Raw genomic sequence first — 23,107 nt, 5'->3', positions numbered from 1 at the left:
TCATCGACTCATTCGCTTCAACCGGAACACCCCGACTCACCGGAACCTGCATATGGCTTCGTACAAGCTCCCCATCAAGGAAATCGGCGAAATCCCGCTGGTGAAAGAGGGCGAAACGTTCGCCTCCATCACCGAGCGCGTCGCCCGCGTGACCGAGACCAAGGCGCCCAAAGCATGGTGGGCAGCCTTCGGCATCGCGCTGACGGCAACGGTCGTCCTGTTCTCCGCCGTCGGCTTCCTGTTCTGGCAGGGCGTCGGCGTGTGGGGTAACAACTCGCCGGTCTACTGGGGCTGGGACATCACGAACTTCGTCTGGTGGATCGGTATCGGTCACGCCGGCACGCTGATCAGCGCCGTCCTCTTCCTCTTCCGGCAGAAGTGGCGCACGTCGATCAACCGCTTCGCCGAAGCGATGACGATCTTCGCGGTCATCTGCGCCTTGCTGTATCCCGGCATCCACGTCGGGCGCGCGTGGGTCGCCTACTACATGTTCCCGATCCCGAACCAGATGAGCATCTGGCCGAACTTCAAGAGCCCGCTCATCTGGGACGTGTTCGCGGTCAGCACCTACTTCACGGTGTCGCTGCTCTTCTGGTACGTCGGCCTCATCCCCGACCTGGCCACCCTGCGTGACCGCGCGACGACGAACCTTCGCCGCACGATTTACGGTGCGCTGTCCCTCGGTTGGCGCGGTTCGAACCGCCACTGGCAGAACTACGAGCGCGCGTACCTGATTCTCGCGGCCATCTCGACCCCGCTGGTTCTCTCGGTGCACAGCGTCGTTTCGTTCGACTTCGCGACGTCGCTCATCCCCGGCTGGCACACGACGATCTTCCCGCCGTACTTCGTCGCCGGCGCCGTCTTCAGCGGATTCGCCATGGTCATGACGCTGATGCTCGTCTGCCGCGTCGTCTACGGCGTGCGGAGCATCGTGACGATGCAGCACCTCGAGCTGATGAACAAGATCATGCTCGTGACGGGCAGCCTCGTTGGCTACGCGTACGCGATGGAGCTCTTCATCGCCTGGTACAGCGGCAACCAGTACGAGCTCGGGACCTTCATCAACCGCACGACGGGTCCGTACGCCTGGGCGTACTGGACGATGATCACCTGCAACGTCGTCTCGCCGCAGCTGTTCTGGTCGAAGAAGCTCCGCACCAACATCCCGCTGATGTTCGTCATCTCGATCGTCATCAACATCGGTATGTGGTTCGAGCGCTTCGTCATCATCGCGACCTCGCTGAACCGTGACTTCATCCCCGGTTCGTGGGGTTACTTCCGGCCGACGATCATCGACATCTGCACCTACGGCGGAACGCTCGGCCTGTTCATGACGCTGTTCCTTCTGTTCATCCGCTGGGTTCCGATGATTGCCATCGCCGAGGTCAAGGGCGTTCTCCCCGAGGCCGATCCCCACCACGCAGGTGAGGGGGGCGATGACCACGGGCACGAAGGGGCACACGATTCGGCGGCCGATGCTGCCTTGGCGCCGGCGGAGTGAGGCATACGAGTCATGAGTGACGACGATACCCGCAACAAGAAGACGCTGAAGGAAGGCCTCCCGCGCGACGAGCGCGCGGAAGGTGGGAGCAACGGCAACGTCCCCGAGGCTCCGTTCTCCGAGCGCGACGCCGCGATCCTCGCCGACAAGGCCCAGGACCACGCGGGCGCCAAGCCGATGGCCCACACGCCCCACGGCAAGGAAGACATCGCCGAAGGCGCGAAGCCCGTTCCCCGCGCCGACTCCGACGACGAAGAGCCGCTCGGCACGTACAAGAAGATCGACCCGCAGGACCGCGAGTCGGGCGCCCACCGCGGCCCCGCGCGCAAGCACGACGATCCGAAGACGAAGGCTCTCAAGCCGAAGATGCGCCCTGCCCTGCTCCTCGCCGAGTACCGCACCCCGGGCGAGTGCATGCACGCCGCGGAGAAGCTTCGCGACGCCGGCTACACGAAGTTCGACGCGCACACGCCGTTCCCCGTTCACGGGATGGATCGGGCGATGGGCCTGCCGGACTCGAAGCTCGGCTGGATCGTCATCGCCATGGGTCTCACCGGAACGACCCTCGCGTTCACCATGATGTACTGGATGAACAACGTGGACTACCCGATCGTCATCGGCGGAAAGCCGCCGACCATCGCGAGCGTCCCGTCGATGATTCCGATCATGTTCGAGCTGACCATCCTGCTGTCGGCCTTCGGCGCGGTGTTCGGCATGTTTCACCTGAATCGCCTTCCGCGCCACCACCACCCGGTGTTCGAGTCGGACCGCTTCCGGGCGTTCTCGAACGACAAGTTCTTCCTGTCGGTGGAAGTGGAAGATCCCAAGTTCAAGCTCGATCGGACGCGCGAGTTGCTGGACAAGACGCATCCGTCGCACGTCGAGCTCGTCGAGGAGGAAGTTTGATGCGCGGGCTGGGTTCAATGACGTTGGCAGCGGTGACGTGCCTCACCGCGCTGGCAGGTCTGACGGGATGCCGTGGCGAGACGTCGCGCGAGACGCCGATCGTCCCCATCCGGAACATGTACTTCCAGCCTCGTTACAACATGCAGAACGAGAGCGAGTTCTTCGAGGACAAGCGCACGATGCGCGCGCCCATCGAAGGCACCGTCGCCAAGGAAGAGGAAGTCGATTCCCGCGTGGCCAAAGGCCGCACGGAAGATGACTCCTCGTACGTCGCGGTCATCCCGAACGAGATGATTGCGCGCCACGGCGGCATGGAGGGCCTGGTGAAGCGCGGCCAGGACCGCTTCAACATCTACTGCACGCCCTGCCACGACAAGACCGGCGCGGGCGACGGCATGATCATCAAGCACGGCATGCTCAAGCCGCCGAGCTTCCACCAAGATCGCCTCCGCCACGCGCCGGACGGCCAGATTTTCGCCACCATCTCCAACGGCGTGCGCAACATGCCGGCGTACGCTCCGCAGATCCCCGTCGACGATCGCTGGGCCATCGTCTCGTACGTGCGCGCACTCCAGCTTAGCCAGGCACCCATCGCCTCGGAGACGAAGCCGTGAGCCAAGACGAGAAGAAAAAGAGTTCTGGTGAAGAACAGCAGCGACCGACCCGTCCGTCGCTCGCGAAGAAGAAGGGCCCCGACGCGGACGACCACATTCGCATTCCCGCGGGCTCGCCGTGGGATGGCGCGTGGAAGATCGCGGCGGCCGTCGGCGCGCTCGGCCTCATCGCTTCGGCGGCGGGCTACGCTGGCAACGCCAAGCGCTTCGCGTTTTCGTATCTCTTCGGCTTCGAGGTGATCCTCTCGGTGGCCCTGGGCGCGATCTTCTTCGTGCTCATGCAGCACCTGACGAGCGCGGGCTGGAGCGTCACGGTGCGCCGCACCGCGGAGTTCTTCGGTGTGGGCATCGTCTCTCTCATCGTGCTGTTCGCGCCGATCTGGCTCCTCAAGGAGCAGATCTTCCCGTGGCTCTCGGACCACCACGGCGGCGAGCACGCGGCAGAAGTTTCCACGACGCACACGACCGGCGCGGCCCTCGAGGAGCAAGCGGCGCAGCCGGAGCACGCGGCGGAGCCGAATGCCCATGGCGGTCACGGTGGCCCGGCCCACGCAGCGGGCGGTCACGGTCACGGTGCGATGGCGGCGGCCCACGGCGGCGCGACCTTCACCAAAGGTGACCCGCACGAGTTGGCCGAGGAAGAAGTCCTCGCGAAGAAGAAGCCGTACCTCAACACGGGGTTCTTCTCGCTTCGCGCGGTGATTTACCTCCTCGTGTGGGCCTTCTTGGGCTGGAAGCTTTTCCGCTACTCCGTCGACCAGGACACCTCCAAGGACCCGAAACTCACCGTCGCCGCGCAGCGTTTCGCCCCGGTGGCGACCGTCGTGTTCGGACTGACGCTGACCTTCGCGGGCTTCGACTGGATCATGTCGCTCGAGCCCTCGTGGTTCTCGACGATCTTCGGCGTCTACTGCTTCGCGGGCTGCGTCCTCGCCGGTCTCACGACCGTGACGCTGGCCACGATGGCCCTGCGCCGCTCGGGCTTGCTTCGCAAGGAAGTCAATACCGAGCACTACCACGACCTGGGCAAGCTCACCTTTGGCTTTCTGGTGTTTTGGGCGTACATCGGCTTCTCACAGTTCATGCTGATTTGGTATGCCGCACTGCCGGAAGAGGTGACCTTCTTCCACCACCGTTGGGACCACGGTCCGTGGTCGGCGGTGAGCCTCCTGCTCGTGTTCTCGCACTTCGTCTTCCCGTTCTTCCTCCTGATCTCGCGCAACACCAAGCGAAAGCTGGAAGTGCTCACGTTCGGTGCGGCCTGGATCCTCTTGATGCACGTGGTGGACATCTACTGGCTCGTGATGCCGAACTTCGGACAAGATGACTTCGCCTTCCACTGGCTCGACGTGACGTGCCTCGTCGGCATCGGCGGCATCTACCTCGCCGTGGTCTTCTACGTCATGCGCCAGCATCGGCTGATTCCGGTTGGAGATCCCCGTCTGCCTCGCGCCATCCACTTCGAGAACGCATAAGACTTTCTACGCAGAGGTTTTCTCATGGCTACGGACAACAGCCCCCCGCGAAATCGACTCATTCTGGTCATGGCCCTGGGCACTGTGGGGACGCTCTTTGTCTTGAAGTTCGTCTTCGACTCGTACTTCACCTTCATGTTCGAGGGTGAGGCCAAGGCGAAGATTGCGGCCCCCGCCGAGCTCGCGAAGCTGCACGAGGAAGAGACCAAGAAGCTGACGGGAAGCCCCATTCCGATCGACAAGGCGATGGGCGAGCTCGCATCGAAGGGACGCGAGTCCTCGGCGCTCATCGCCCCGCAACCGTCGCAGGACGACGGGCCCCTCACCGGCTGGTCGCAAGGCCTGAAGGCGAAGGAAGCGGCCAAGGGCGGCGAAGGCGCGGCCAAAGAAGCCCCCAAGGGCGATGCGGCGACGCCTCCCTCCACCACGGCCGCCACGGTGGGCGACGCCGGCGCGGGCGCGGCCCCCCAGAAGACGGCCGAGGCGCACGACGCCGGCCACTGACCTGCGACAGAAAACCGCTACGAAGAAGACACCACGAATCTAGTTTGGCTCCTACGAAGTACCCATGAAGCTACGACCCCTCCTCCTTGCTGCCTCGCTCGCCTTTTCGGCCCTTCTCGGGCCGGTGGGTGGCGTCGCGCACGCCGAGCGTGACAACACGCCGAAGGAGCTCAAGCACGTGGGCGTCGACGAGCACCTCGACGGACAGATCCCCCTCGACGCGACCTTCCGCGACGAGACGGGGTCGATGGTGCAGTTGAACAAGTACTTCAAAGGAGAGCGGCCGGCGCTGTTCATCCTCGCCTACCACTCCTGCCCCGTGCTTTGCGGCATGGTGCAGAACGCGGCGGCGACGGCGATGAAGGAAATTCCCTGGACCGTCGGCAAAGAGTACGACCTCGTGGTCATCAGCATCGACCCGCGCGATACGCCGGAAACGGCGTCGCAGAAGAAGGCGTCGATCCTGGCGGCGTATGGGCGCCCGGGCGCGGAGAGCGGGGCGCACTACCTGGTCGGCGACAAGACGCAGATCGATCGCGTCGCCAGCGCCATCGGTTTCCAATACGAGTACGACGAGCGGCAAGGCCAGTACGGGCACCCCGCGGTGGTCATGCTCGTGAAGCCCAATGGGCAGATGGCCCGTTACCTTTACGGCCTCGAATACGATCCGAGGGACCTGCGCATTGGCCTCCTCGAGGCAGCCAATGGCCACTCCATCAGCACGATCGAGCAGGTCATCCTCTACTGCTATCACTATGACCCGCAGGACGGGAAATACACCCTCATGGCGACCCGCGTGATGCAACTCTCGGGTTTTGCCACGGTGCTCGCCCTCGGCTCCTTCCTCGGCATCATGTGGACGCGTGAACGCCGTCGCAAGAGGGCCGAGGTCGATGCTCGAAAAGCGGATTCATTGCATCACCGCACACCGGTCACGGAGAACTAAGCGTGGTAAGTCCCGACAATTTCCAACTACCCGAGCAGCTCTCGACCGGCGCCGCCGAGGTCGATGACCTCTACATGTTCGTCTACTGGTTCAGTCTGATCTTCACCGCGATCATCGTGGCGGTGATGATTTACTGCATCGTGAAGTTCCGCCGTCGTCCGGGGGTGAAGGCGGAACCCGTCGGACACAACTTGGTCCTCGAGCTGGTTTGGACCTTCGCGCCGGTCGTCTTCATTGCCATCCTCTTCCACCTTGGCTTCAAGGTGTACGTGCACAACGCGGTCGCGCAGGAAGGCGCGATGGAGATTCGCGTGCGCGGACGGCAGTGGCTCTGGGAGTTCCAGTACCCGAACGGCTCGACGGCGACGAACGAACTGAAGCTGCCCGTGGGCAAGCCGGTGAAGTTCATCATCTCGTCGGACGACGTGCTCCACAGCTTCTACGTGCCGGGCGCCCGTTTGAAGCGCGACGCCGTGCCAGGCATGTACACGAACATCACCTTTACGCCGAACAAGCTCGGACCGATGCAGGTCTTCTGTGCGGAGTACTGCGGCACGAGCCACTCGGGCATGCTCTCGATGATCGAGGTCATGACCCCCGAGGCGTTCCAGAAGTTCCTCGACGAGGGTGACAAGCCGCCGGCTGGCACCTCGCCGGAAGAGTACGGCGCGACGCTCTACAAGAAGAACGCGTGCAACACCTGCCACTCCGTCGACGGCGCGAAGATGCCCGGTCCGACCTGGAAGGGTCTCTGGGGCAAGCAAGAGCAGATGGCCGACGGGTCGACCGTCACCGTCGACGAAAATTACATCAAAGAGTCCATCCTGAAGCCGCAGGCGAAGATTACGGCCGGGTTCACCACCACCCAGATGCCGCCCTTCACGCTGAAGGATCCACAGATTGATGCCATCATCGCCTACATGAAGACGCTGAAGTAGCGTTACGAGGACAGACAGTCATGGGAGCCGCTACAACCACCGTCCCTAGAGCCCAACCGCACCACCCCGATCCGAACGAGAATTATCTCAAGGCGGAGCGGGGCATCATGTCCTGGCTCGTGACGCTCGATCACAAGCGCATCGGGATCATGTACTTGATCTCGGTCATCTTGGCCTTCGCGGTCGGAGGGTTCTTCGCCCTCGCCGTGCGCTTCGAGCTGTTCTCGCGCGGCCACACCATCATGGACGCGGACCAATACAACCGCGCCTTCACGTTACACGGCGTGGTGATGGTGTTCCTCTTCATCATCCCGTCGATTCCGGCAGCACTGGGTAACTTCGTCCTCCCGATACAGCTCGGGGCCAAGGACGTCGCGTTCCCGCGCCTGAATCTGATGTCGTATTACATCTACGTCTTCGGCGCCTGCTTCGCGCTCTACAGCATGGTGACCGGCGCCGTCGACACCGGCTGGACGTTCTACACGCCGTACAGCATGCGGACGACGTCATCGGTCATCCCGATGGTGCTCGGCGCCTTCATCATGGGCTTCTCGTCGATCCTCACCGGCGTGAACTTCCTGGTGACGGTGCACAAGCTGCGCGCGCCCGGGCAGACGTGGACGAAGCTGCCGCTGTTCATCTGGGGCCTCTACTCGACGAGCATCATCCAGGTTCTCGCGACGCCGGTTCTCGCGATCACGCTGCTGCTCCTCTGCCTCGAGCGCTTCCTCGGCCTCGGCATCTTCGATCCGAAGCTCGGCGGCGACCCAGTTCTGTTCCAGCACTTCTTCTGGTTCTACTCGCACCCCGCGGTCTACATCATGATCGTGCCGGGCATGGCGGTGGTGAACGAGATCATCGCGACGTTCACCCGCCGCGCGATCGTCGGTTACATGTTCGTCGCCATGAGCTCGCTGGCGCTCGCGCTCCTCGGCTTCCTCGTGTGGGGCCACCACCTCTTCGTCAGCGGCATGAGCGAGTACGCCACCATGGTGTTCTCGGGCCTCACCTTCCTCGTGGCCATCCCGTCCGGCGTGAAGGTCTTCAACTGGGTGGCGACGCTCTACAAGGGCTCCATTCGGCTCGAGTCGCCGATGCTGTACGCCCTGTCGTTCATCTTCCTCTTCACCATCGGTGGTCTGACCGGGCTCTTCCTCGGCATGCTCGCCATCGACGTGCACCTCCACGACACGTACTTCGTCGTCGCGCACTTCCACTACGTCATGGTGGGCGGCACGGTGATGGGCTTCGTCGGCGGCCTGCACTACTGGTGGCCCAAGATGACGGGCAAGCTCTACAACGAGGGCATGGCCAAGGTGGCCTGGTTCCTCGTGTTCATCGGCTTCAACGTCACCTTCATCGCGCAGTTCATCATGGGCTCGCGCGGGATGCCGCGTCGCTACTACGACTACCTCCCCGAGTTCGAGATCTTCCACAAGACCTCGACCATCGGTTCGTGGATCCTGGGCGCCGGCTTCCTCACCATGCTGGCGATGTTCATCATCTCGCTGAAGAGCGGTGCGAAGTCCACGCGTAACCCGTGGGGCTCGGCCGCCCTCGAGTGGCAGACGCCCACGCCGCCTCCCCTCGCGAACTTCATCAAGGTGCCGACGATTACGCGCGGCCCGTACGACTACCATCTGGCCACCGAAGAGGAGCTGTCCGAGCAATGAGCCAAGCTGCAAGCCACGCCGAGTCGGCGCCGGCGTCTCACGACGAGTCGCACGAGGCCGGACACGACGAGCATCACGGACCTGCCTGGCTCGCGCACCACTTCGACACGCCCGCGCAGCAGTTCGATGCGGCGAAGCTCGGAATGTGGGCGTTCCTCGCGCAGGAGCTCCTCTTTTTCAGCGGCGTTTTCGTTGCCTACGGCATCTTCCGCAGCTGGTACCCGGAGGCGTTCAGCAGCGCCTCGCACCAGCTCGACCGGGTGATGGGTGCGGCGAACACGATCGTGCTCCTCTTCTCCAGCTGGACGGCCGCCATGGCGGTGCGCTCGTCTCAGTTGGGCAAGAAGCAGCAGACGACGACGCTGCTGCTCATCACCATCGCGTGTGCCTTCATCTTCCTCATCGTCAAGTACTTCGAGTACCAGCACAAGTTCCACGCGGGCTTGCTGCCGGGCAAGTACTTCGGCCATCCGGTGGACGGCGGACTATTCGGCGCGATCCCGGCGGGCCACGGCCACACGCCGCACCTGGCGCCCAAAGCGCACATCTTCTTCTCGCTCTACTTCGTGATGACCGGCATCCACGCCCTCCACGTCATCGTGGGCATCGGCGTGCTGTTCTGGATCGTGAAGCGGAACGCGGCGGGCGAGTTCTCCAAGGAGTTCTTCACCCCCGTCGATCTGGTCGCTCTCTACTGGCACTTGGTCGACTTGATCTGGATTTACCTGTTCCCGCTCCTCTATCTGATTGACTGAAAAGGCATACGGGCCATGAGCGATTCTCACAGCGCAGACCACGGTCACGGTCATCACGACGACGGAGCAGTGCACACGCACATCGCGAGCACGCAGTTCTATGTTGGCATCTTCATGGCGCTGGTCGCCATGACGGTGCTGACGGTGGCGGTCTCCTACGTCCACCTGGGACCGGCGAACCTTGCGGTGGCCATCATCATTGCGTCGATCAAGGCGTCACTGGTGGTGCTGTTCTTCATGCACTTGAAGTACGACAACCGCTTCAACGGGCTCATCTTCGTGTGCTCGCTCGCCTTCATCGGCGTGTTCTTCGCGTACACGATCAACGATACGGGTCACCGCGGCCAGGTCGACCTGGAGCAGGGTACGGAGACGTTGCCCTCCGACGGAAAGCAAGCCCCCGGCGGCATGCCCGAGGCTCCCGCGGCGCCGAAGCACGAATCGGAGCACGCGCCGCAAGTCGGCGGGCCCCTTCCCGAGGGCGAGCATCAGTAAACGCTTAGTTTAGAGCGTAATCCCGAGATGGCGACGTAACGTCGCATAGCGCGAGCTGGTCGTGAACTCGATCAGCTCGCGTGTCGTTTTGTCGATATCGCGATGCGCTTCCAGGATCAGGACGTTGCGAGCGGCCTCGAGATCGGTGGCCAGGAGAAGGCCGGCGCGGGCGGAGGTCTTGTGCACGGCGGCGACCCAGCGGCGTAGATCGGCACGGCCACCCTGCTCGATGAAGTGGCGGACCCTCGCGCGGAGCTGCTCGAGCGCGGCGGGTTCGAGCAGCGGCTCGATGGCTCCTGCGATGGGGACGACGTGGTCCGGTATCGCGAGATCCGGTTTTCCGATGCGCAGGGCAGCGAGGAAGATCTCTTCCAGGTGCGCGATCGAGGGGACCAGCAGCGAGACGATATGCTCCTCGCGGAAGTACGCGAGGTGTGCCCCGGCGAGAAAGGCCAGTTCTTCGCTGCTGCGTCCCGAGAGCGCGGCGGCACCGAGCCGCACCACCGGTGGAAGCGCGGGAACGAGCTCTCCGGTGCTCGCATGGTCCGGATCGACGTGAAGCTCGGGCGAGGCCATGCCAAAGATGGCAGCGGCCCACGCGAAGCAGCGCACCGCTTGCACGGTGGACTGCGCGGGCTCGTGCTTCTGCGCGGGATTCAACGCGGGCAGCTGCCCATCGCGCCGAAGTGCGGCGAGCCGGCCGATGAGCACCGCGGGGGCGACCACCCCGAAGATGTCACCGATGGCGGCGTCCTCCTCGGGATGAAAGAGCAGCTCGTGCCACGCCGCGCGATCGAGCGGCCGCTGCGGCCGAATCAGGGTGGCATGGTTGTGTGCATCGAAAAGGGCGCGCTCCTCGGGGGTGGCGGCATCGCTGAACGCGAGGGCCTGCGCCACGCACCACGCTCGATCCGTGTCCCCTTCCGCCGTGTGCGCACGAAAGCGCTCATGCAACGTGGGCACGTCGTGCGACCCCGACGCGGGGGGCTCGGGCGCGGTCAGCTCCGAGAGATCGATGTCGACGGCGACCTGCGCGCTGCCGCGGTGCTCGGCGTCGTACGCGGCCTGCAGCGTATTCTCGAGATGCTGCAGGCGCTCGCGATCCAGCCCGAACGACGTGGCCATCTTGTCGAGCTGGGCGCGTTCGTCGGTGGTGATGAGGCCATCGGCAATGACCTGCTTGAAGAGCTCCTGGTAGAGCACCTCCAGCTTTCCCAGCCGAAGGTTGCCCGAGGTCTCACCACCTTGAAATGACTCTGCATGCTCGAACATCGTTCATCTCCCAACCCCGCGGTAGCTTAGTACCGAGCGGCGGTGAGATGAAGAACGTTGGGGCTCGCCAAAGGCGTCACCTCGAAACTTGCCCAGGACGACGCGGCATCGAGGCGGTGTGCATCGTCGATTAAAATTTTCACGCGGCTGTCGCAGGCATCGAATGCCGACACGTACGAGGTGCCCGGGTGCAGGAATGGAACGACGGAGTCGGTGAGTTCGGCGTTGTGCTTGGCGAGGTACCGAATCGAGAAGCGAAGGTCGTCGATGGCTTTGTCGCGAAAGACCATGTCGCGCGCATGGGTCACCTCCACCGACGCGGCGGAAAGCGGCAAAAGCACGTGCTCCTCGGGGTTCGTGCACACCGGCTTGTAAGGGATCGCGAGGCGTATCCACCCGACGACGAGCGCCAGCGCCAAGACCACGCCGGCGGGGACGAAGGCCAGCGGATCGATGCGGCGACTCCCCTGCCCTTCCTCCCCTTGCGCGGTTTCCGCGGACTTTGGCGCGCCGCGGCCGAAAAGTGCGAGCGCGGGCAAGGCGCCCATGAACGACAGCGTGCACGTCGCCACCTGCTGGCCCGACGTGATCCACGGCGGCGTGAATGGCGCCGAAAGAATGATCCCCGCGATGGCATGCCGCAAAAGCGATAGACGCGAATTCGCGCGCTCTTTGACGAAGACGACGTACAGACCCCAGATGAACGTGAGCACGAAGGCGCCGCCGATGAGGCCCATCGCGGCGGCGTTGAACAGGCTGTACGTCCCGAAGGTGCGCTGCCAAAGCAAAAGCGGCCCAAAAAGCCCATCCTGCGCCGTGGCCGCACGCACCGCGGCTCCGTCCTCCAGCGCAGCATCGTCCGGATTGGTCCACACGTAGCTGAACATCCCAAAGGGCGATGCAAAGAGACCGAGTCCGGACTTCAAGAAGCCGAGAATCACCAGCCCCACGTGCGAACTCGCCTCGGCGAACAAGATGTTCCACGAAGCCGAGACGCGGTCGGGCGGCGTCATTTGGACGAGCTCGGGGTGCTGCTGTACGAGGAACGTGTAGTCCTCGCCGTGAATGAGCCCGTAGGCAATCGCGGGATAATCCGAAAACGTCGCGCCGTTGCCGACGAAGCGCAAAACCACGCTATGGACGACCAGGGCCGCGAACATGGCGCCGGCGGCGAAAGCCAAAAAGCGAATTCTCCCGCGCGAGGGCACGATGGTTCGCGCGGCCCAAATCGCGATGGCGGGCAGCACGAAGAAGGCGCCCGCGCGGGCCATGAGGCCGAGCGCAATGGAAAAGATGCCTGCAAGGACCAGCCAGCCCGCGCGATCCGGATCGCGTTCGCGTGCTTCGTTGGCGCGCCAGCAGAGAACGAAGCCAACGATGCCGAGGGGCAGTCCGAAATGCTCGGTCTGGACGAAGCCCGCCCAGCGCCGCTCGAAAAAGAGAAGGATCACGTAGACGACGAAGGCGGCTTTGGGCCCGTGCGTTTTCCACACTTCGAGCGCGGCCAGCGCAATGGCCCACGCGCCCACGGCGGCGCACACGAACAATGCGAAGCGCAGGTCGTTCCCGGACAGCTTGAGAAGGCCGGAGAAAATCGTGGTGAACAGGGGCCGCTTCGACGAGACCTCGAACCGTCCGCCGTAAATGAGCCGAATGGCGTCGTCGTAAAAATCGTGCGAGTCGCTCCAGGGTAGGATTCCGCCGAAAACAGCGTTGCGACCCTCGTAGCCCAAGGTCCAGAGGTGCACGACGAACGCCGCGACGAGCACCTGCGTGATGGCATGCATCAACCACGTGCGCGCGGGGCTCCGATCCAGCCAACGAAAGACCAGCACCAGCACCACCGTCAATGTGATGCAATCGTACCGGGGCACCCATTTGAAGACGGCGAGCGCCATCGCATAAGCGACGATAAGTAATATACTGGCGCCAGCGGCTGCGCGCGGCGAAAGCGAAGTCATGGCCGCGCGCAATATATACTCATCGCGCCCCAGCGGCAGGAAGAAGCGTCGGTAGGTACGCGGCAGCCGCGTCACTCAGGAGATCGCGGTGCATTCGCATCGGATCGCCGAAAAACGACGCGCCCACGCGGGCATCGAGAACATGGATTGCATTGAGATCGAGCGCTTTGGGCTCTTCCCAGAGGCCCTCGGCAAAGACGATGCGGCCGCCCTCGAAGGACTCGCCCAACAGGCGCTGGAAGTACTGCATCTCCATCAATCGGTCGCGCGCCATGTGCACGCTGATGACGACGACGCGCAGGCGACTCCATTCGGCCGGGGACGTCGCCTTTTTCCAGCCGGTGACGGCGCGATGGATCGCGTCGAGCTCCAAGCGCGCGGCTTCGTCGACGCTGGCCAGGAGAAGGGGTCCCATCGCCTTGGCGTACTGCGCGTACGCAGCATGGCTCACGGAGCGGCGCTCGATGGCACCGTCGATCAAAGCCGTCGACGCGGAGACGATGCGGCGCTGGCGCTCGATCGTGGTGGCTGCGTAGCCGTGGGATTCGAATTCGCGAACGGCCGGCTCGATGCACGTACGCAGCCGCTTCAATCCTTGCAGGCGTGCTTCGTCGAGCGAGCCATCCACTTCGCCGACCAGCGCCTCGAGCGCCAATGGGATATGGTCCAGTGTCTTCAATTCGTGGTAGCCGCGCGGGTTGATCTCCGCTTCCTCGCGGCGGCCGTCATGAAGGTAGACGAGCTTTCCGCCTTCGGAGAGGATGGTCGGCCCGAGGTGCGCCAAAATGTGTTCCTTTTCCGCACGGTACGAAGCGCGGGCTTCGGCGTTGAGCGCGGCGAGCGCATCTTTGGGCTCGGATGCAGCCGCCGTCTCCTTTGCCGGGGCGGCGGTGGTCGTCTCCTTCGGTGGCGAGGCAGAAGCCACCGCCGGCGGCGGCGTTTGGGCGGGAGTACACGCAACGAGGGCGAGAAGTAGCGCGGACGCGAGGGCGGTTTTCACGGGCCGCGAAGATAGCCCTAATGGGAGGGCTGCGGACTCCGCAAAGGCTCGGAGGTGCGCTCTTCCTGGCGAGCTCCATCGGTGGGCAGCGCCCTCGACGGTGTCGGAGCAGGTAGAGCGGGCGCCGGCTGCTCGGTGTCGGGATGAATGGCGTCGACCCTTCCGGTGATGAGTCGGGCCCCGCGCTCGTAGGTGACGTACGACCACGCCCAGGTGAGCAGAACGGCCACGCGATTGCGGTGTCCGATGAGGTACCACACGTGCACGAAGAGCCACGCGAGCCAGGCGATGAAGCCGGAGAGCCTCAGGCGGCCCGACTCCGCCACCGCGCGCGAACGCCCGATGGTGGCCATGGTGCCCTTGTCGAAGTAGCGGAATTTCTCGTGAGAAAGCTCCGCGAGCGGCTTCCCCTCGCGCACGGCGCGCGTGACGAGCTTCGCCGTGTAGCGCGCCTGCTGCATGGCCACGGGGCTCACGCCCGGGAGCAGCTTGCCGTCTTCTCCGGTGAACGCGGCCATGTCGCCGATGGCGAACGCCTCCGGGTGCCCGGGGAGGCTGCAGTCCTCGCGCACGGAGACCCTTCCCGCGCGGTCGATGGGCAGCCCGAGCTTGCCCGTGAGCCGCGTGGCGCGCACGCCCGCCGCCCAGACGACGTTGGCGGCTTCGAGGCGCTCTGCAGGGCTATCCTGGCTCGCCTGAAAGGCGACGCCATGGGCATCGATGTCCGTGACCCGCGTTCCAGTACGGATTTCCACGCCGAGCTCCCCGAGCTGGCGCACGGCCGCCTGCGAGAGGTCCTCGGGGAACGAGGCGAGCACGCGGGGGCCGCCTTCCATGAGGATCACACGCGCCTCCGTCGGATCGATGCGCCGAAAATCGCGTGCGAGCACGTATTGCGAAAGCTCGCGCAGCGCGCCCGCGAGCTCGACCCCGGTGGGGCCTCCACCGATGACGACGAAGGTCAGCAGCCACCGACGGCGTGCCTCATCGGCCTCGCGCTCGGCGAGCTCGAACGCAAGCAAGACGCGGCGCCGGATTTCGGTGGCGTCGGTGAGCGTCTTCAGCCCAGGAGCAAACTGCTCCCATTCGGCGTGGCCGAAGTAATCCGATTTGGCACCGGCCGCGAGAATCAAAAAGTCGTAATCGAGCCGTGCACCAGTTTCGGTCGTGATGGCTTTTCGCCCGAGGTCGACATCGGCCACCTGATCGAGCAGCACCGTGACGTTCTTCTGCTTGGCCAGCACGGAGCGTATCGGCGAAGCGATATCCGCCGGCGAGAGCCCTGCCATCGCCACCTGGTAGAGCAACGGCTGAAAAAGATAATGGTTCCGCCGGTCTATCAACGTCACCCGAACCGGGGATCGCTTGAACGACTGCGCCGCGGTAAGACCGCCGAACCCGCCACCAACGATGATTACGTGAGGTAGGGACACAAGTTCGTTTAGGCGCCGCACCGCGTAATGGCAAGCGGGGCTAAAACCCTATTTGAAAATTCGCTTCCGGGCCGAACGACGGGACTGCTGGGCTTTTGGCCACTGGTAACGTGAGATTGCCGCGGCCGCCGAGAAGGAGCGCGATGTTCTTTCGGTCGCCGAATGCGACGCGGATGCCCGCGCCCAGCGATGCGAACCATGGGCCGCCGATTTCCCAAGCGTGGATGGTGCGCGTGCCCGGAATGTCCCGCTCCACCACGGGCACCTCGACCTTGGCGTCGTACTGCGACACGCCCGTCGCGAGGAAGGCGTACGGTGCGACGGGCTGCAGGATGGCGTCCTTGCCAACCAGGTACGTCAGCCGCGCTTCGCCGTGAAACGGGGCGAGAAGGACGTGGCCGTCCTGCTTCGGTTCATTCCCCGGAAACGTGCGAAACACCAGGCCGATGCGCGCGCCCACGAGGAAGTTCGCACTGAGCGCGTAATCGAACGAGAGCCATACGCGGAAGTTCGAAGGGGCAAGGCCGCTTTCGACTTTGCCGGCCTTTCCATCCTGCAAGGCCAGGTTCTGCACGAATTTGTCCGTGCGCGATGGGTAATCCGTTCCGTCCGGCGTCGTGCAGTAATAGCCCGCGTCGTTCTTGGGCTCGAACTTGTTTCCGGTGGGCTGCTCGCCACTCTGCGGCTCGCCGTTCAACTTGCAGACGTCGTCCCCCGCAGGGAGCACGAGAAAGTCGAACCCTAGCCCCGCCCCCACCCAGAAGCGCGGGTACTTGTGCGACGCATCGGGTGCGGGCGGCGGCGGCTCGGGCTTCTTCTCACAAGGAAAACCGGGCGAGCAATCCGCGGCATCCGTGCACGCTTCGGGCGGCGCTTCGCCGGGCAGATGCGGTGCGGCCCCTTCGAGCGAAGGCTTGATCGGCACCGTGTACGGCGTCGTGCGATCGCCGCCCGTCGCCACGGCCTCGTTCTGCGGATTGAATCCCTGCAGGTAATACTGAAAGCTTCCCTGCGCGACGTCGCCGCACGACACGAGGCCTTTCCACGAGCGACCCGCACGCTTCAAATCGAGCGCCTTCCACTCGCTCGAGGTCGCGCTCTTGTAGCGGACGATGACCCGCGCCAGCGGTTCGGTTCCCGTGTATTCTACATAGATGGGCACGGGCGTGAGCACGGCCTGCTCTGCCACCGGCGTGTGCGAAAAATCATTCGAGGGGCTCGTTTGCGTGGCCGTCGCACCACCGCCCGCACCCGCGAGCCCTGCCCTGCGCCGCGCCACGTCGAACGCTTGATCCAGCTCCTTCGTTCGCAGATCGGGATCGAGCACGACGTTGGGGTCGATGCGCAGCGCCTCGACGAAGTTGGAAATGCCTTTTTCGCGATCGATCTGGCCGCCAATTTCCACGACGCCGAGATCGCGACGGAGCTGCGCGCGCAGCTGGGCGGAGCACTTGTCGCTCCCGCACAGGGTGACCGCTTTGTTGAGGCGCTCTTCGGCCTTGGCAAATTCGGTCGAGAGGTAGTCGTCCTCGATGGCCTTCTTCTGAAGGGAGCGCGCTTGCTGCTCGACCTTGCCCGCGGAGTGCGCACTACCCGAGGACGGCGCGGCGCCGCGTACCTGCGCTGTGACGGGCAGAGAAAAGACCAGGACGGCCCAAAAGAGCGCGATCGCTGCCAGACCTCCCACTCTTACCCGCACGTCTTGGGCATACAACGAGACGTGGCCTAGGCCTAGAGATTACAACCGACGGTACACGCCGACGACGACACCGAGGAGCATGGTGGGGCGGAAGTCGACCGCACGCACGAGGATGGGGGCCATCTCCTTGTTGGCCGGCTGAAAGCGGACGTAGTCCTTTTCCGGAAAGTAGTACTTCACCGTGGCTTCGTCCCCGATGAGCGCGACCACGATGTCGCCCCGACTCGCCGTGAGCTGCTTGCGCACGAAGATGTAGTCGCCGCTGAGGATACCCGCCTCGATCATCGAGTCGCCCTGGACGCGGAGACCGAAGACTTCGCGCCCGCCACGCAAGAGGCCGCGGTCGATGCGCACCGTATCGATCACGTGCTCTTCGGCGAAGATGGGCAGGCCCGCAGCCACCCGACCGAGCACCTGCACCTCGACCAAATCGTCGTCGTTGGCGGGGCTGGCCTTGGCGAGGGCCGCGTCCGCGATACTACCCGCGATGGCGCCCGCGAGCTGCGGACCTGCGAGCCCCGCCGAGTCACCGATGCCCGGAAGCTCGGTCTGCAAATCCAGCTCGGAGGCCGCGGTGTCGAAGCGGAAGGCGCCGCTGCCCGCCCCGGCCACGTCGGTGCGGGATTCGAAGCCGGCCGGGCCTGCAGGGGTGGGACGCAGGGCCCGCGACTTCATGTCTTCGCGGGTAAGGTACCCCTTGCGTTCGAGCGCGCGCAGGTGATCGTTCACGCCGTTCGTCGAGCGGATGCCCATGCGTGCACCGATCTCGCGCAACGTTGGCGGATAGCCTCGGTCGGCTATCGACTGGCGGATGAAGTCAAGGACCATCTGCTGCCGCTGGGTCAGACCTTGCATTTGGGATCGTAAGGTACTGAACGCCCGTCACGCCGTCAAGAATTGCGCTGCTATTTGGTCCAGCGCGCCAGAATGTCCTCGTTGAAGGGCTCTCCGTGGCAGGTGGCGCACTTGTGCTCCTTGCCGTCGCGGCGCTTCATTTTGTCGACGAAATTCTCGTCCATCCAGGCGCCGAGGGCCTTTTTATCGTGCCGATCGAGGAATTTCATGCGCCCCTGATGGCAGGAGTCGCAATAAAGGGCCTCCCCGCTGTCGAGCGACAGGCCGCGCACGTAGTCGTTCCACATGTGCAGCGTGATCTTCTTCATCGGCGTCATGGCCGCGTAGTCGGACTCGTTGTGGCAGTCCGAACATTTGGCCCCGAGCGCCTTGGTGAAGGTGCGCATCACTTTGCGGAGCTTGTTCGGCTCCATTTTTTCGAGGGCCGGCAGATTCTTCAAGTCCAGGCCGAGGTTCTGCAGATCGGTCGCCATCGCGCTGGCCGCCATGGGCTTCATCGGCGCGGCGGGCACGGTGGCCGGGCCGCCCGGCACCGCCGATCCCGGAGGGGCCACGGTGGATCCAGGCGCTGCGCTCGACGAGGGTGCACCGGGGGGCGCTTCGCCGGCTTGCTGCTGTTGTTGATCGGGGGACTGCGGGGAGGGCGGCGCGCCGCAGGCCGCAGCGAAAGAACCCGCGGCAATGCACGCGGTCAGGAAAAAAGTCGCCTTGTTCATGCTCCTCATAAGACGGTTGCTTCTAGAACCTTCCGCTCGTGGAGAGGAAGGTCAACTTTTCGTTCGTCTCGCGAAGACGGCCCGAGAGCATGCGCACGCAGCTCCAGAGCACTTCGTAGGCGAGGTCCTTGTGTAAGAAAAGCAGATCGTCGAAGGCGTCTTTGGTGATGACCAGCAGGCGGCATCGCTCGTGCGCGCGGGCGTCGGCCGAGCGGGGCGACTCGTCGAGAAGGGCCATTTCGCCAAAGACTTCCCCGGGGCCGAGCACCGCCAGGGCCTCCTCGCCCATGCCGGAAACTTCGCGCGAGATGCGCACCTTGCCCTCGAGGATGATGAAAAGCTTGTCGCCAGGGTCCCCGTACTGAAAAATTCGAGTACCGAGGGCATGGATCTCTTCCGCGGTCACCTGCGCGATGAGCGAGAGGGCATGCCGCGTCAGGCCGTCGAAAAACGACACGCGCGCGAGCTGATCCTCGCGCTCGGAGGTAGGCCCCACGGCGGCGCCGGCCAATTCTTCATTTCCCGATTCCGCTGAACTCGGTCCACTCATGCGGATGCGAAGCGAGGGTATCGCCCCAGGCGAAGCGGGTCCATCTTTGTGCGACAAACGGCCCGCGTTCGGCCATCGGCGCATCGGAGTCATCGGAGATCGGAACGATGCGGATGCGCCTCCCCGCCCTTGCCGCGCTTCTTGGTATGGCTGGCATGGCCACGCTCGTGTGGGCCAGCGGATGCCAGAGCGATAATTCCTCACCTGGACAACAGGGACCCGATGATCGGCCGAACACGTGCGGGGCGGACCTCACGAGCGACGTGCGCAACTGCGGCGAATGCGGGCACGCATGCGGGGCCAACCATTACTGCAAGGCCAGCAAGTGCGAGGCAGGGTGCCCGGAACGGATCTTTTACGTTTCCAACGCAGGCAATGATTTGAACTACGGTTGCTCGCAGGCAGCGCCCCGCCAGAGCATCGCGAAGACCATCGAGCTGGCGCGCAGCCTGGGGGTGACGACGCACGAGATTCGCGTGTGCGCCGGGACGTACGTGGAGGGCGGGTTGTCGCTCGATCATCCGGTGTCGCTGCGAGGAGGCTACGACTGCGCAACCTGGGCAAGGGCCGAGGGCCAAGCGACGGTTCTCGAGCACGACGGCGGCTCCGGCGCGACCTTGAGCATCCGTGGCACCTCCGTGGGGCCTTCGATCACCGTCGAAGGGTTGACCATCCGCGGCGGAGGCGGCGCGCAAGGCGGCGGCGCACTGCTCGTCTCGACCGGCGCCGCACCGGTGCTCGTGCGCAACGAGATCACCGGGGGCAGTGCGGTCGCGGCGGGCGATTTGATGGCCAGCTACGGCATTTATGTGCAAGCGGGCGCCGCCCCGGAAATTGCGGACAGCACCATCGGCGGCGGCTCGGGCACGGCGCAAGGAAGCTTCGGCAGCGTGGGCATCGCCGTGGCGAGCGACGCGGGGCAGGCGCGCATCCATGGCAACCGCATCGACGGCGGAACGGGGACGACGACGTTGGGCATCGCCGCAACGGGGCTGCTCTTCTCGGGGAAGACCGCCATCGCCGTGAAAGACAATACGATTCGCGCGGGCACCGGTCGCGTGCTGGGCGCCTCGGGAACGGGAAGCATCGGTGTGCTGGTCAACGACGCCGCCGCCATCGAGCTCACGGACAATGTGATCGACGGGGGCACGTCGACGTGCACGGGCGCGTGCCCCGTGCGCGGTGTATCGGTGAGCGGGACGCGCGGCGTGCGCCTCGCCGGCAACCGCATTTACGGCGGCGACGCAACACCGACAAGCGCGACGACATGGGGCGTGCTCCTCGCCGATTCGGGCGACGCCGTGATCGAGAACAACATGGTCCACGCCGGGGGCCGCGCGGGCACGACGAACACGGTCTACGGCGTGGAAGTGTCCCAGTCATCCGGCGTGGCCATTCGCGGGAACACTTTGTTTGGCTCGCCCGTGCCGGCGGCGGGGCAGAGTCAGGCCCTCGCCGTCACGCGGCAATCGAGCAACGTGAGCATCGAGAACAACCTTCTCCTTGGGTCACGCTCCGCCCAGGGCATAGGACTACTGTTGTTCGCCTGCCCCGCGGGCAGCTCGGTCGCAAGCTTTCGGCACAACGTGTTTGCCAACTTTGGCGACAATCTCGCCTACGGCGTCACGACGACCAATGTCGCATGCGACACGCGCACCACCTTCTCGGGCATCTCGGCCTTGGAGCAATTCGTCACGACCACCGCGGGCAACTCGAGCACCCGCATCGGCGGCGACGCATTGGTCACCGCCACCCCGCGCGCCATCTTCGCCTCGTGGACCGACCCGCAAAGCGGCTACCCCGAGTTGATGACCCCCGGCTGGAAACTCGCCACGAGCACACCGTGTGCTATCGCACGCGGCGGCGACGACCTGAGCGCCACCCTGTCGACCGACGCCTTCGGAAGCACCCGCAGCGTACCGTTCTCAGTTGGCGCCGAAGAGCTCACAGACGATTCAGCGTGCACGCCGTAAATGGGCTAGGGCGAGGGTCAGGCCCTCCGTCTAGCCCCTGACCCTAGCCCTGACCTAGCCCTGACCCTAGCCCTGACCCTGACCCTAGCCCTAGCCCTGCCCGTAGCCCTGAGCGTGAGCCTGAGCCTGAGCCTGACCAATTGCGAACGAGCGAAAGAGCTCGCGCGGGAGCGACCCGCGCGAGCCCTCGCCGAGCTAGCGAACCAGCCGCGTGAGCAAGCCCACGACCCGCTGCGCAAGCCCCACGCAGCGCCGCACGGCCTCCTCGTCGACGTCCCCGACGACGCCGGCAATTTCGACCGCGGCGACAGCCTCGATGGCCTCACCACGCGCGATGGCAAAGGCCCGTGCCTTGTCCGCCCGCGTAACGCGGCCGGCCCCCTCCGCCGTGTTGAGACACACACTCTTGGCAGAGCGCATAGCCTCATCGCGAAGCTTGGCATCGCGAATGTTGGCCGCCTTAACTGCGACCAGGAACTCGACAGCCACCTGATAGGCCACGAGCGAATGATGCGAAAGTACAGAGCGCGGATTCGTGTTTTGGTCGGTCATGCCCCCCCCACGCGCAGGCCCCGTGACAGCGACACGGGCTACGCGTTGCCGAGCGACGGAGCTGGCGCGGGGCGTGCGCGCAAAGCATGACCGACCAAAACACGAGTCCGCGCGGGCGCAGCATTTCGCGTTCAGGCTAGGCTCAGGCTCAGGCTCACGTGCAGGGCTACGCGTAGGGCGAGGGTCAGGGCTAGGCGTAGGGCGAGGGTCAGGGCCACGCGTAGGCGTAGGCGTAGGGCCACGCATAGGCGTAGGGCGAGATTCAGCGCGAGGCACGCACGGCGCGCCCCCTTCTCGCCCTAGCCCCTAAACCCTAGTGGGCCCCGTTCTGGGCGAGCCAGCGCTCCGCCTCGAGCGCCGCCATGCATCCCGTGCCCGCGGCGGTAACGGCTTGCCGATACACGAAGTCTTGCACGTCACCGCTGGCAAACACGCCCGGGACGTTTGTCTGGGTCGTGCCCGGCTTCGTCTTGATGTAGCCGTTGTCGTGCAGTTCCAACTGGCCCTTGAAGAGCTCCGTGTTCGGGGTGTGGCCGATGGCTACGAAGAAACCGGTGATCGCGACGTCGGTCACTTCGTTCGTGCGCAGGTTGCGTACGCGGGCGCCGGTGACTTCGCCCTTCGACACGTCGAGAATCTCGTCGACCGCTGAATCGTAGATCACGTGGATCTTCGGATTCTTCAGCACGCGGTCCTGCATGGTCTTGCTCGCGCGGAAGTCGCGGCGGCGGTGCACGAGGGTTACGCTCTTGCAGATACCCGACAGGTACATCGATTCTTCCATGGCGGTGTCGCCGCCGCCCACGACCATCACGTCCTGGTTGCGGAAGAATGCGCCGTCACACACGGCGCATGCGGAGACGCCCTTGCCCTTCAGTGCGTCTTCCGTCGGTAGATTGAGCCACTTGGCTTGCGCGCCCGTGGCGATGATCACCGTTTGTGCGGTGTACAGCGTGTCGTCGTCGCCGGCCCAGACGCGGAAGGGGCGCTGGGAGAAGTCGACCTTGTTCACGTCCTCCGAAAGAATTTCCACCCCCTGGTGCTCGGATTGCGCACGGAAGGCGGTCATGAGATCCGGCCCCGTGACCTTCGCAGGGAAGCCGGGGTAGTTCTCCACGTCGTTCGTGATCATGAGCTGGCCGCCCGGGATGCCGCCCTTCACCACCCCTTCGAACAGCAGCGGGCGCAGATTCGCGCGCGCGGCATAGATGCCGGCCGTGTGACCTGCCGGACCCGACCCGATGATGATGACGTTGCGCGCGCGCTCTCCGGGATTGCTCTCGCTCATG

Annotated in this window: 20 protein-coding genes and 1 pseudogene; 11 read left to right on the top strand and 10 right to left on the bottom strand. The window is 64.7% G+C overall.

Features of this window, described 5'->3' with window-relative positions; all coding sequences use genetic code 11:
- Positions 1-52: 52 nt before the first annotated feature.
- The 10 genes and pseudogenes from nrfD (at position 53) to LZC95_08870 (ending at position 9,807) form a co-directional block, all read left to right on the top strand.
- Positions 53-1,501: pseudogene (gene nrfD, locus LZC95_08915) on the top strand (polysulfide reductase NrfD).
- A gap of 12 nt (positions 1,502-1,513) precedes the next feature.
- Positions 1,514-2,407, top strand: coding sequence for a DUF3341 domain-containing protein (locus LZC95_08910; protein ID WXA96957.1), 894 nt, complete (start codon positions 1,514-1,516; stop codon positions 2,405-2,407).
- Between the two features lie 17 nt (positions 2,408-2,424).
- Positions 2,425-3,021 carry a cytochrome c gene (locus LZC95_08905; protein ID WXA96956.1) on the top strand — a complete coding sequence of 199 codons (597 nt, stop codon included), beginning with the start codon at positions 2,425-2,427 and terminating at the stop codon, positions 3,019-3,021.
- On the top strand, positions 3,018-4,496 hold the full coding sequence (locus tag LZC95_08900; GenBank protein WXA96955.1) for a hypothetical protein: 1,479 nt from the start codon (positions 3,018-3,020) through the stop codon (positions 4,494-4,496). Before LZC95_08905 ends, LZC95_08900 begins: the two co-directional genes overlap by 4 nt.
- A gap of 24 nt (positions 4,497-4,520) precedes the next feature.
- The gene (locus LZC95_08895; protein WXA96954.1) at positions 4,521-5,000 is read left to right on the top strand and encodes a hypothetical protein; all 480 of its coding nucleotides are present in this window, start codon (positions 4,521-4,523) and stop codon (positions 4,998-5,000) included.
- Positions 5,001-5,064: 64 nt separating this feature from the next.
- Positions 5,065-5,946, top strand: coding sequence for an SCO family protein (locus LZC95_08890; protein WXA96953.1), 882 nt, complete (start codon positions 5,065-5,067; stop codon positions 5,944-5,946).
- 2 nt (positions 5,947-5,948) lie between these two features.
- Positions 5,949-6,884, top strand: a complete 936-nt coding sequence (coxB, locus tag LZC95_08885) for a cytochrome c oxidase subunit II (GenBank protein ID WXA96952.1) — start codon at positions 5,949-5,951, stop codon at positions 6,882-6,884.
- Between the two features lie 20 nt (positions 6,885-6,904).
- Positions 6,905-8,557: a cbb3-type cytochrome c oxidase subunit I gene (locus LZC95_08880; GenBank protein WXA96951.1), complete on the top strand. Its 1,653-nt coding sequence runs from the start codon at positions 6,905-6,907 to the stop codon at positions 8,555-8,557.
- The gene (locus tag LZC95_08875; GenBank protein ID WXA96950.1) at positions 8,554-9,312 is read left to right on the top strand and encodes a cytochrome c oxidase subunit 3 family protein; all 759 of its coding nucleotides are present in this window, start codon (positions 8,554-8,556) and stop codon (positions 9,310-9,312) included. The genes LZC95_08880 and LZC95_08875 overlap by 4 nt, the downstream gene beginning before the upstream one ends.
- A 15-nt stretch (positions 9,313-9,327) precedes the next feature.
- Positions 9,328-9,807 carry a cytochrome C oxidase subunit IV family protein gene (locus LZC95_08870; GenBank protein ID WXA96949.1) on the top strand — a complete coding sequence of 160 codons (480 nt, stop codon included), beginning with the start codon at positions 9,328-9,330 and terminating at the stop codon, positions 9,805-9,807.
- Between the two features lie 9 nt (positions 9,808-9,816).
- Here the strand turns inward: LZC95_08870 and LZC95_08865 are convergent, their stop codons facing one another.
- Genes LZC95_08865 through LZC95_08830 form a run of 8 tightly spaced genes read right to left on the bottom strand, consistent with a single transcriptional unit; the run spans position 9,817 to position 19,293 of the window.
- Positions 9,817-11,079 carry a hypothetical protein gene (locus tag LZC95_08865; GenBank protein ID WXA96948.1) on the bottom strand — a complete coding sequence of 421 codons (1,263 nt, stop codon included), beginning with the start codon at positions 11,077-11,079 and terminating at the stop codon, positions 9,817-9,819.
- A 26-nt stretch (positions 11,080-11,105) separates the two neighbouring features.
- Entirely contained in the window at positions 11,106-13,040 is a 1,935-nt protein-coding gene (locus tag LZC95_08860) for a hypothetical protein (protein ID WXA96947.1), read from the bottom strand.
- Between the two features lie 19 nt (positions 13,041-13,059).
- Positions 13,060-14,040, bottom strand: coding sequence for a hypothetical protein (locus LZC95_08855; protein WXA96946.1), 981 nt, complete (start codon positions 14,038-14,040; stop codon positions 13,060-13,062).
- Positions 14,041-14,057: 17 nt separating this feature from the next.
- A complete protein-coding gene (locus LZC95_08850; GenBank protein WXA96945.1) occupies positions 14,058-15,473 on the bottom strand; it encodes an NAD(P)/FAD-dependent oxidoreductase in 1,416 nt (471 codons plus the stop codon).
- A gap of 40 nt (positions 15,474-15,513) precedes the next feature.
- Positions 15,514-17,160 carry a hypothetical protein gene (locus tag LZC95_08845; GenBank protein WXA96944.1) on the bottom strand — a complete coding sequence of 549 codons (1,647 nt, stop codon included), beginning with the start codon at positions 17,158-17,160 and terminating at the stop codon, positions 15,514-15,516.
- 51 nt (positions 17,161-17,211) lie between these two features.
- Entirely contained in the window at positions 17,212-18,027 is an 816-nt protein-coding gene (lexA, locus tag LZC95_08840) for a transcriptional repressor LexA (GenBank protein WXA96943.1), read from the bottom strand.
- A 50-nt stretch (positions 18,028-18,077) separates the two neighbouring features.
- The gene (locus LZC95_08835; protein ID WXA96942.1) at positions 18,078-18,743 is read right to left on the bottom strand and encodes a hypothetical protein; all 666 of its coding nucleotides are present in this window, start codon (positions 18,741-18,743) and stop codon (positions 18,078-18,080) included.
- Positions 18,744-18,765: 22 nt separating this feature from the next.
- Positions 18,766-19,293: a cyclic nucleotide-binding domain-containing protein gene (locus tag LZC95_08830; GenBank protein WXA96941.1), complete on the bottom strand. Its 528-nt coding sequence runs from the start codon at positions 19,291-19,293 to the stop codon at positions 18,766-18,768.
- A 107-nt stretch (positions 19,294-19,400) separates the two neighbouring features.
- Here LZC95_08830 and LZC95_08825 point away from each other — a divergent pair, with 107 nt between their 5' ends.
- On the top strand, positions 19,401-21,266 hold the full coding sequence (locus LZC95_08825; protein ID WXA96940.1) for a right-handed parallel beta-helix repeat-containing protein: 1,866 nt from the start codon (positions 19,401-19,403) through the stop codon (positions 21,264-21,266).
- A gap of 195 nt (positions 21,267-21,461) precedes the next feature.
- Here LZC95_08825 and LZC95_08820 read toward each other — a convergent pair whose 3' ends face one another.
- The gene (locus tag LZC95_08820) at positions 21,462-21,818 is read right to left on the bottom strand and encodes a four helix bundle protein (protein WXA96939.1); all 357 of its coding nucleotides are present in this window, start codon (positions 21,816-21,818) and stop codon (positions 21,462-21,464) included.
- A 313-nt stretch (positions 21,819-22,131) separates the two neighbouring features.
- Positions 22,132-23,106: a thioredoxin-disulfide reductase gene (gene trxB / locus LZC95_08815; GenBank protein WXA96938.1), complete on the bottom strand. Its 975-nt coding sequence runs from the start codon at positions 23,104-23,106 to the stop codon at positions 22,132-22,134.
- Between the last annotated feature and the right edge of the window lies 1 nt (position 23,107).

Source organism: Sorangiineae bacterium MSr12523, from assembly GCA_037157775.1.
GTDB classification, from domain to species: domain Bacteria; phylum Myxococcota_A; class Polyangia; order Polyangiales; family Polyangiaceae; genus Pendulispora; species Pendulispora brunnea.
Note: the sequence above shows the minus strand (reverse complement) of the source record. Positions and strands in the feature narration are given on the sequence as shown.

Coding starts and splice junctions, on each gene's coding strand:
- LZC95_08910 (WXA96957.1), top strand. CDS start 1,514: ATGAGTGACGACGATACCCGCAACAAGAAGACGCTGAAGGAAGGCCTC.
- LZC95_08905 (WXA96956.1), top strand. CDS start 2,425: ATGACGTTGGCAGCGGTGACGTGCCTCACCGCGCTGGCAGGTCTGACG.
- LZC95_08895 (WXA96954.1), top strand. CDS start 4,521: ATGGCTACGGACAACAGCCCCCCGCGAAATCGACTCATTCTGGTCATG.
- LZC95_08890 (WXA96953.1), top strand. CDS start 5,065: ATGAAGCTACGACCCCTCCTCCTTGCTGCCTCGCTCGCCTTTTCGGCC.
- LZC95_08880 (WXA96951.1), top strand. CDS start 6,905: ATGGGAGCCGCTACAACCACCGTCCCTAGAGCCCAACCGCACCACCCC.
- LZC95_08875 (WXA96950.1), top strand. CDS start 8,554: ATGAGCCAAGCTGCAAGCCACGCCGAGTCGGCGCCGGCGTCTCACGAC.
- LZC95_08870 (WXA96949.1), top strand. CDS start 9,328: ATGAGCGATTCTCACAGCGCAGACCACGGTCACGGTCATCACGACGAC.
- LZC95_08865 (WXA96948.1), bottom strand. CDS start 11,079: ATGTTCGAGCATGCAGAGTCATTTCAAGGTGGTGAGACCTCGGGCAAC.
- LZC95_08860 (WXA96947.1), bottom strand. CDS start 13,040: ATGACTTCGCTTTCGCCGCGCGCAGCCGCTGGCGCCAGTATATTACTT.
- lexA (WXA96943.1), bottom strand. CDS start 18,027: ATGCAAGGTCTGACCCAGCGGCAGCAGATGGTCCTTGACTTCATCCGC.
- LZC95_08835 (WXA96942.1), bottom strand. CDS start 18,743: ATGAACAAGGCGACTTTTTTCCTGACCGCGTGCATTGCCGCGGGTTCT.
- LZC95_08830 (WXA96941.1), bottom strand. CDS start 19,293: ATGAGTGGACCGAGTTCAGCGGAATCGGGAAATGAAGAATTGGCCGGC.
- LZC95_08825 (WXA96940.1), top strand. CDS start 19,401: ATGCGGATGCGCCTCCCCGCCCTTGCCGCGCTTCTTGGTATGGCTGGC.
- LZC95_08820 (WXA96939.1), bottom strand. CDS start 21,818: ATGACCGACCAAAACACGAATCCGCGCTCTGTACTTTCGCATCATTCG.
- trxB (WXA96938.1), bottom strand. CDS start 23,106: ATGAGCGAGAGCAATCCCGGAGAGCGCGCGCGCAACGTCATCATCATC.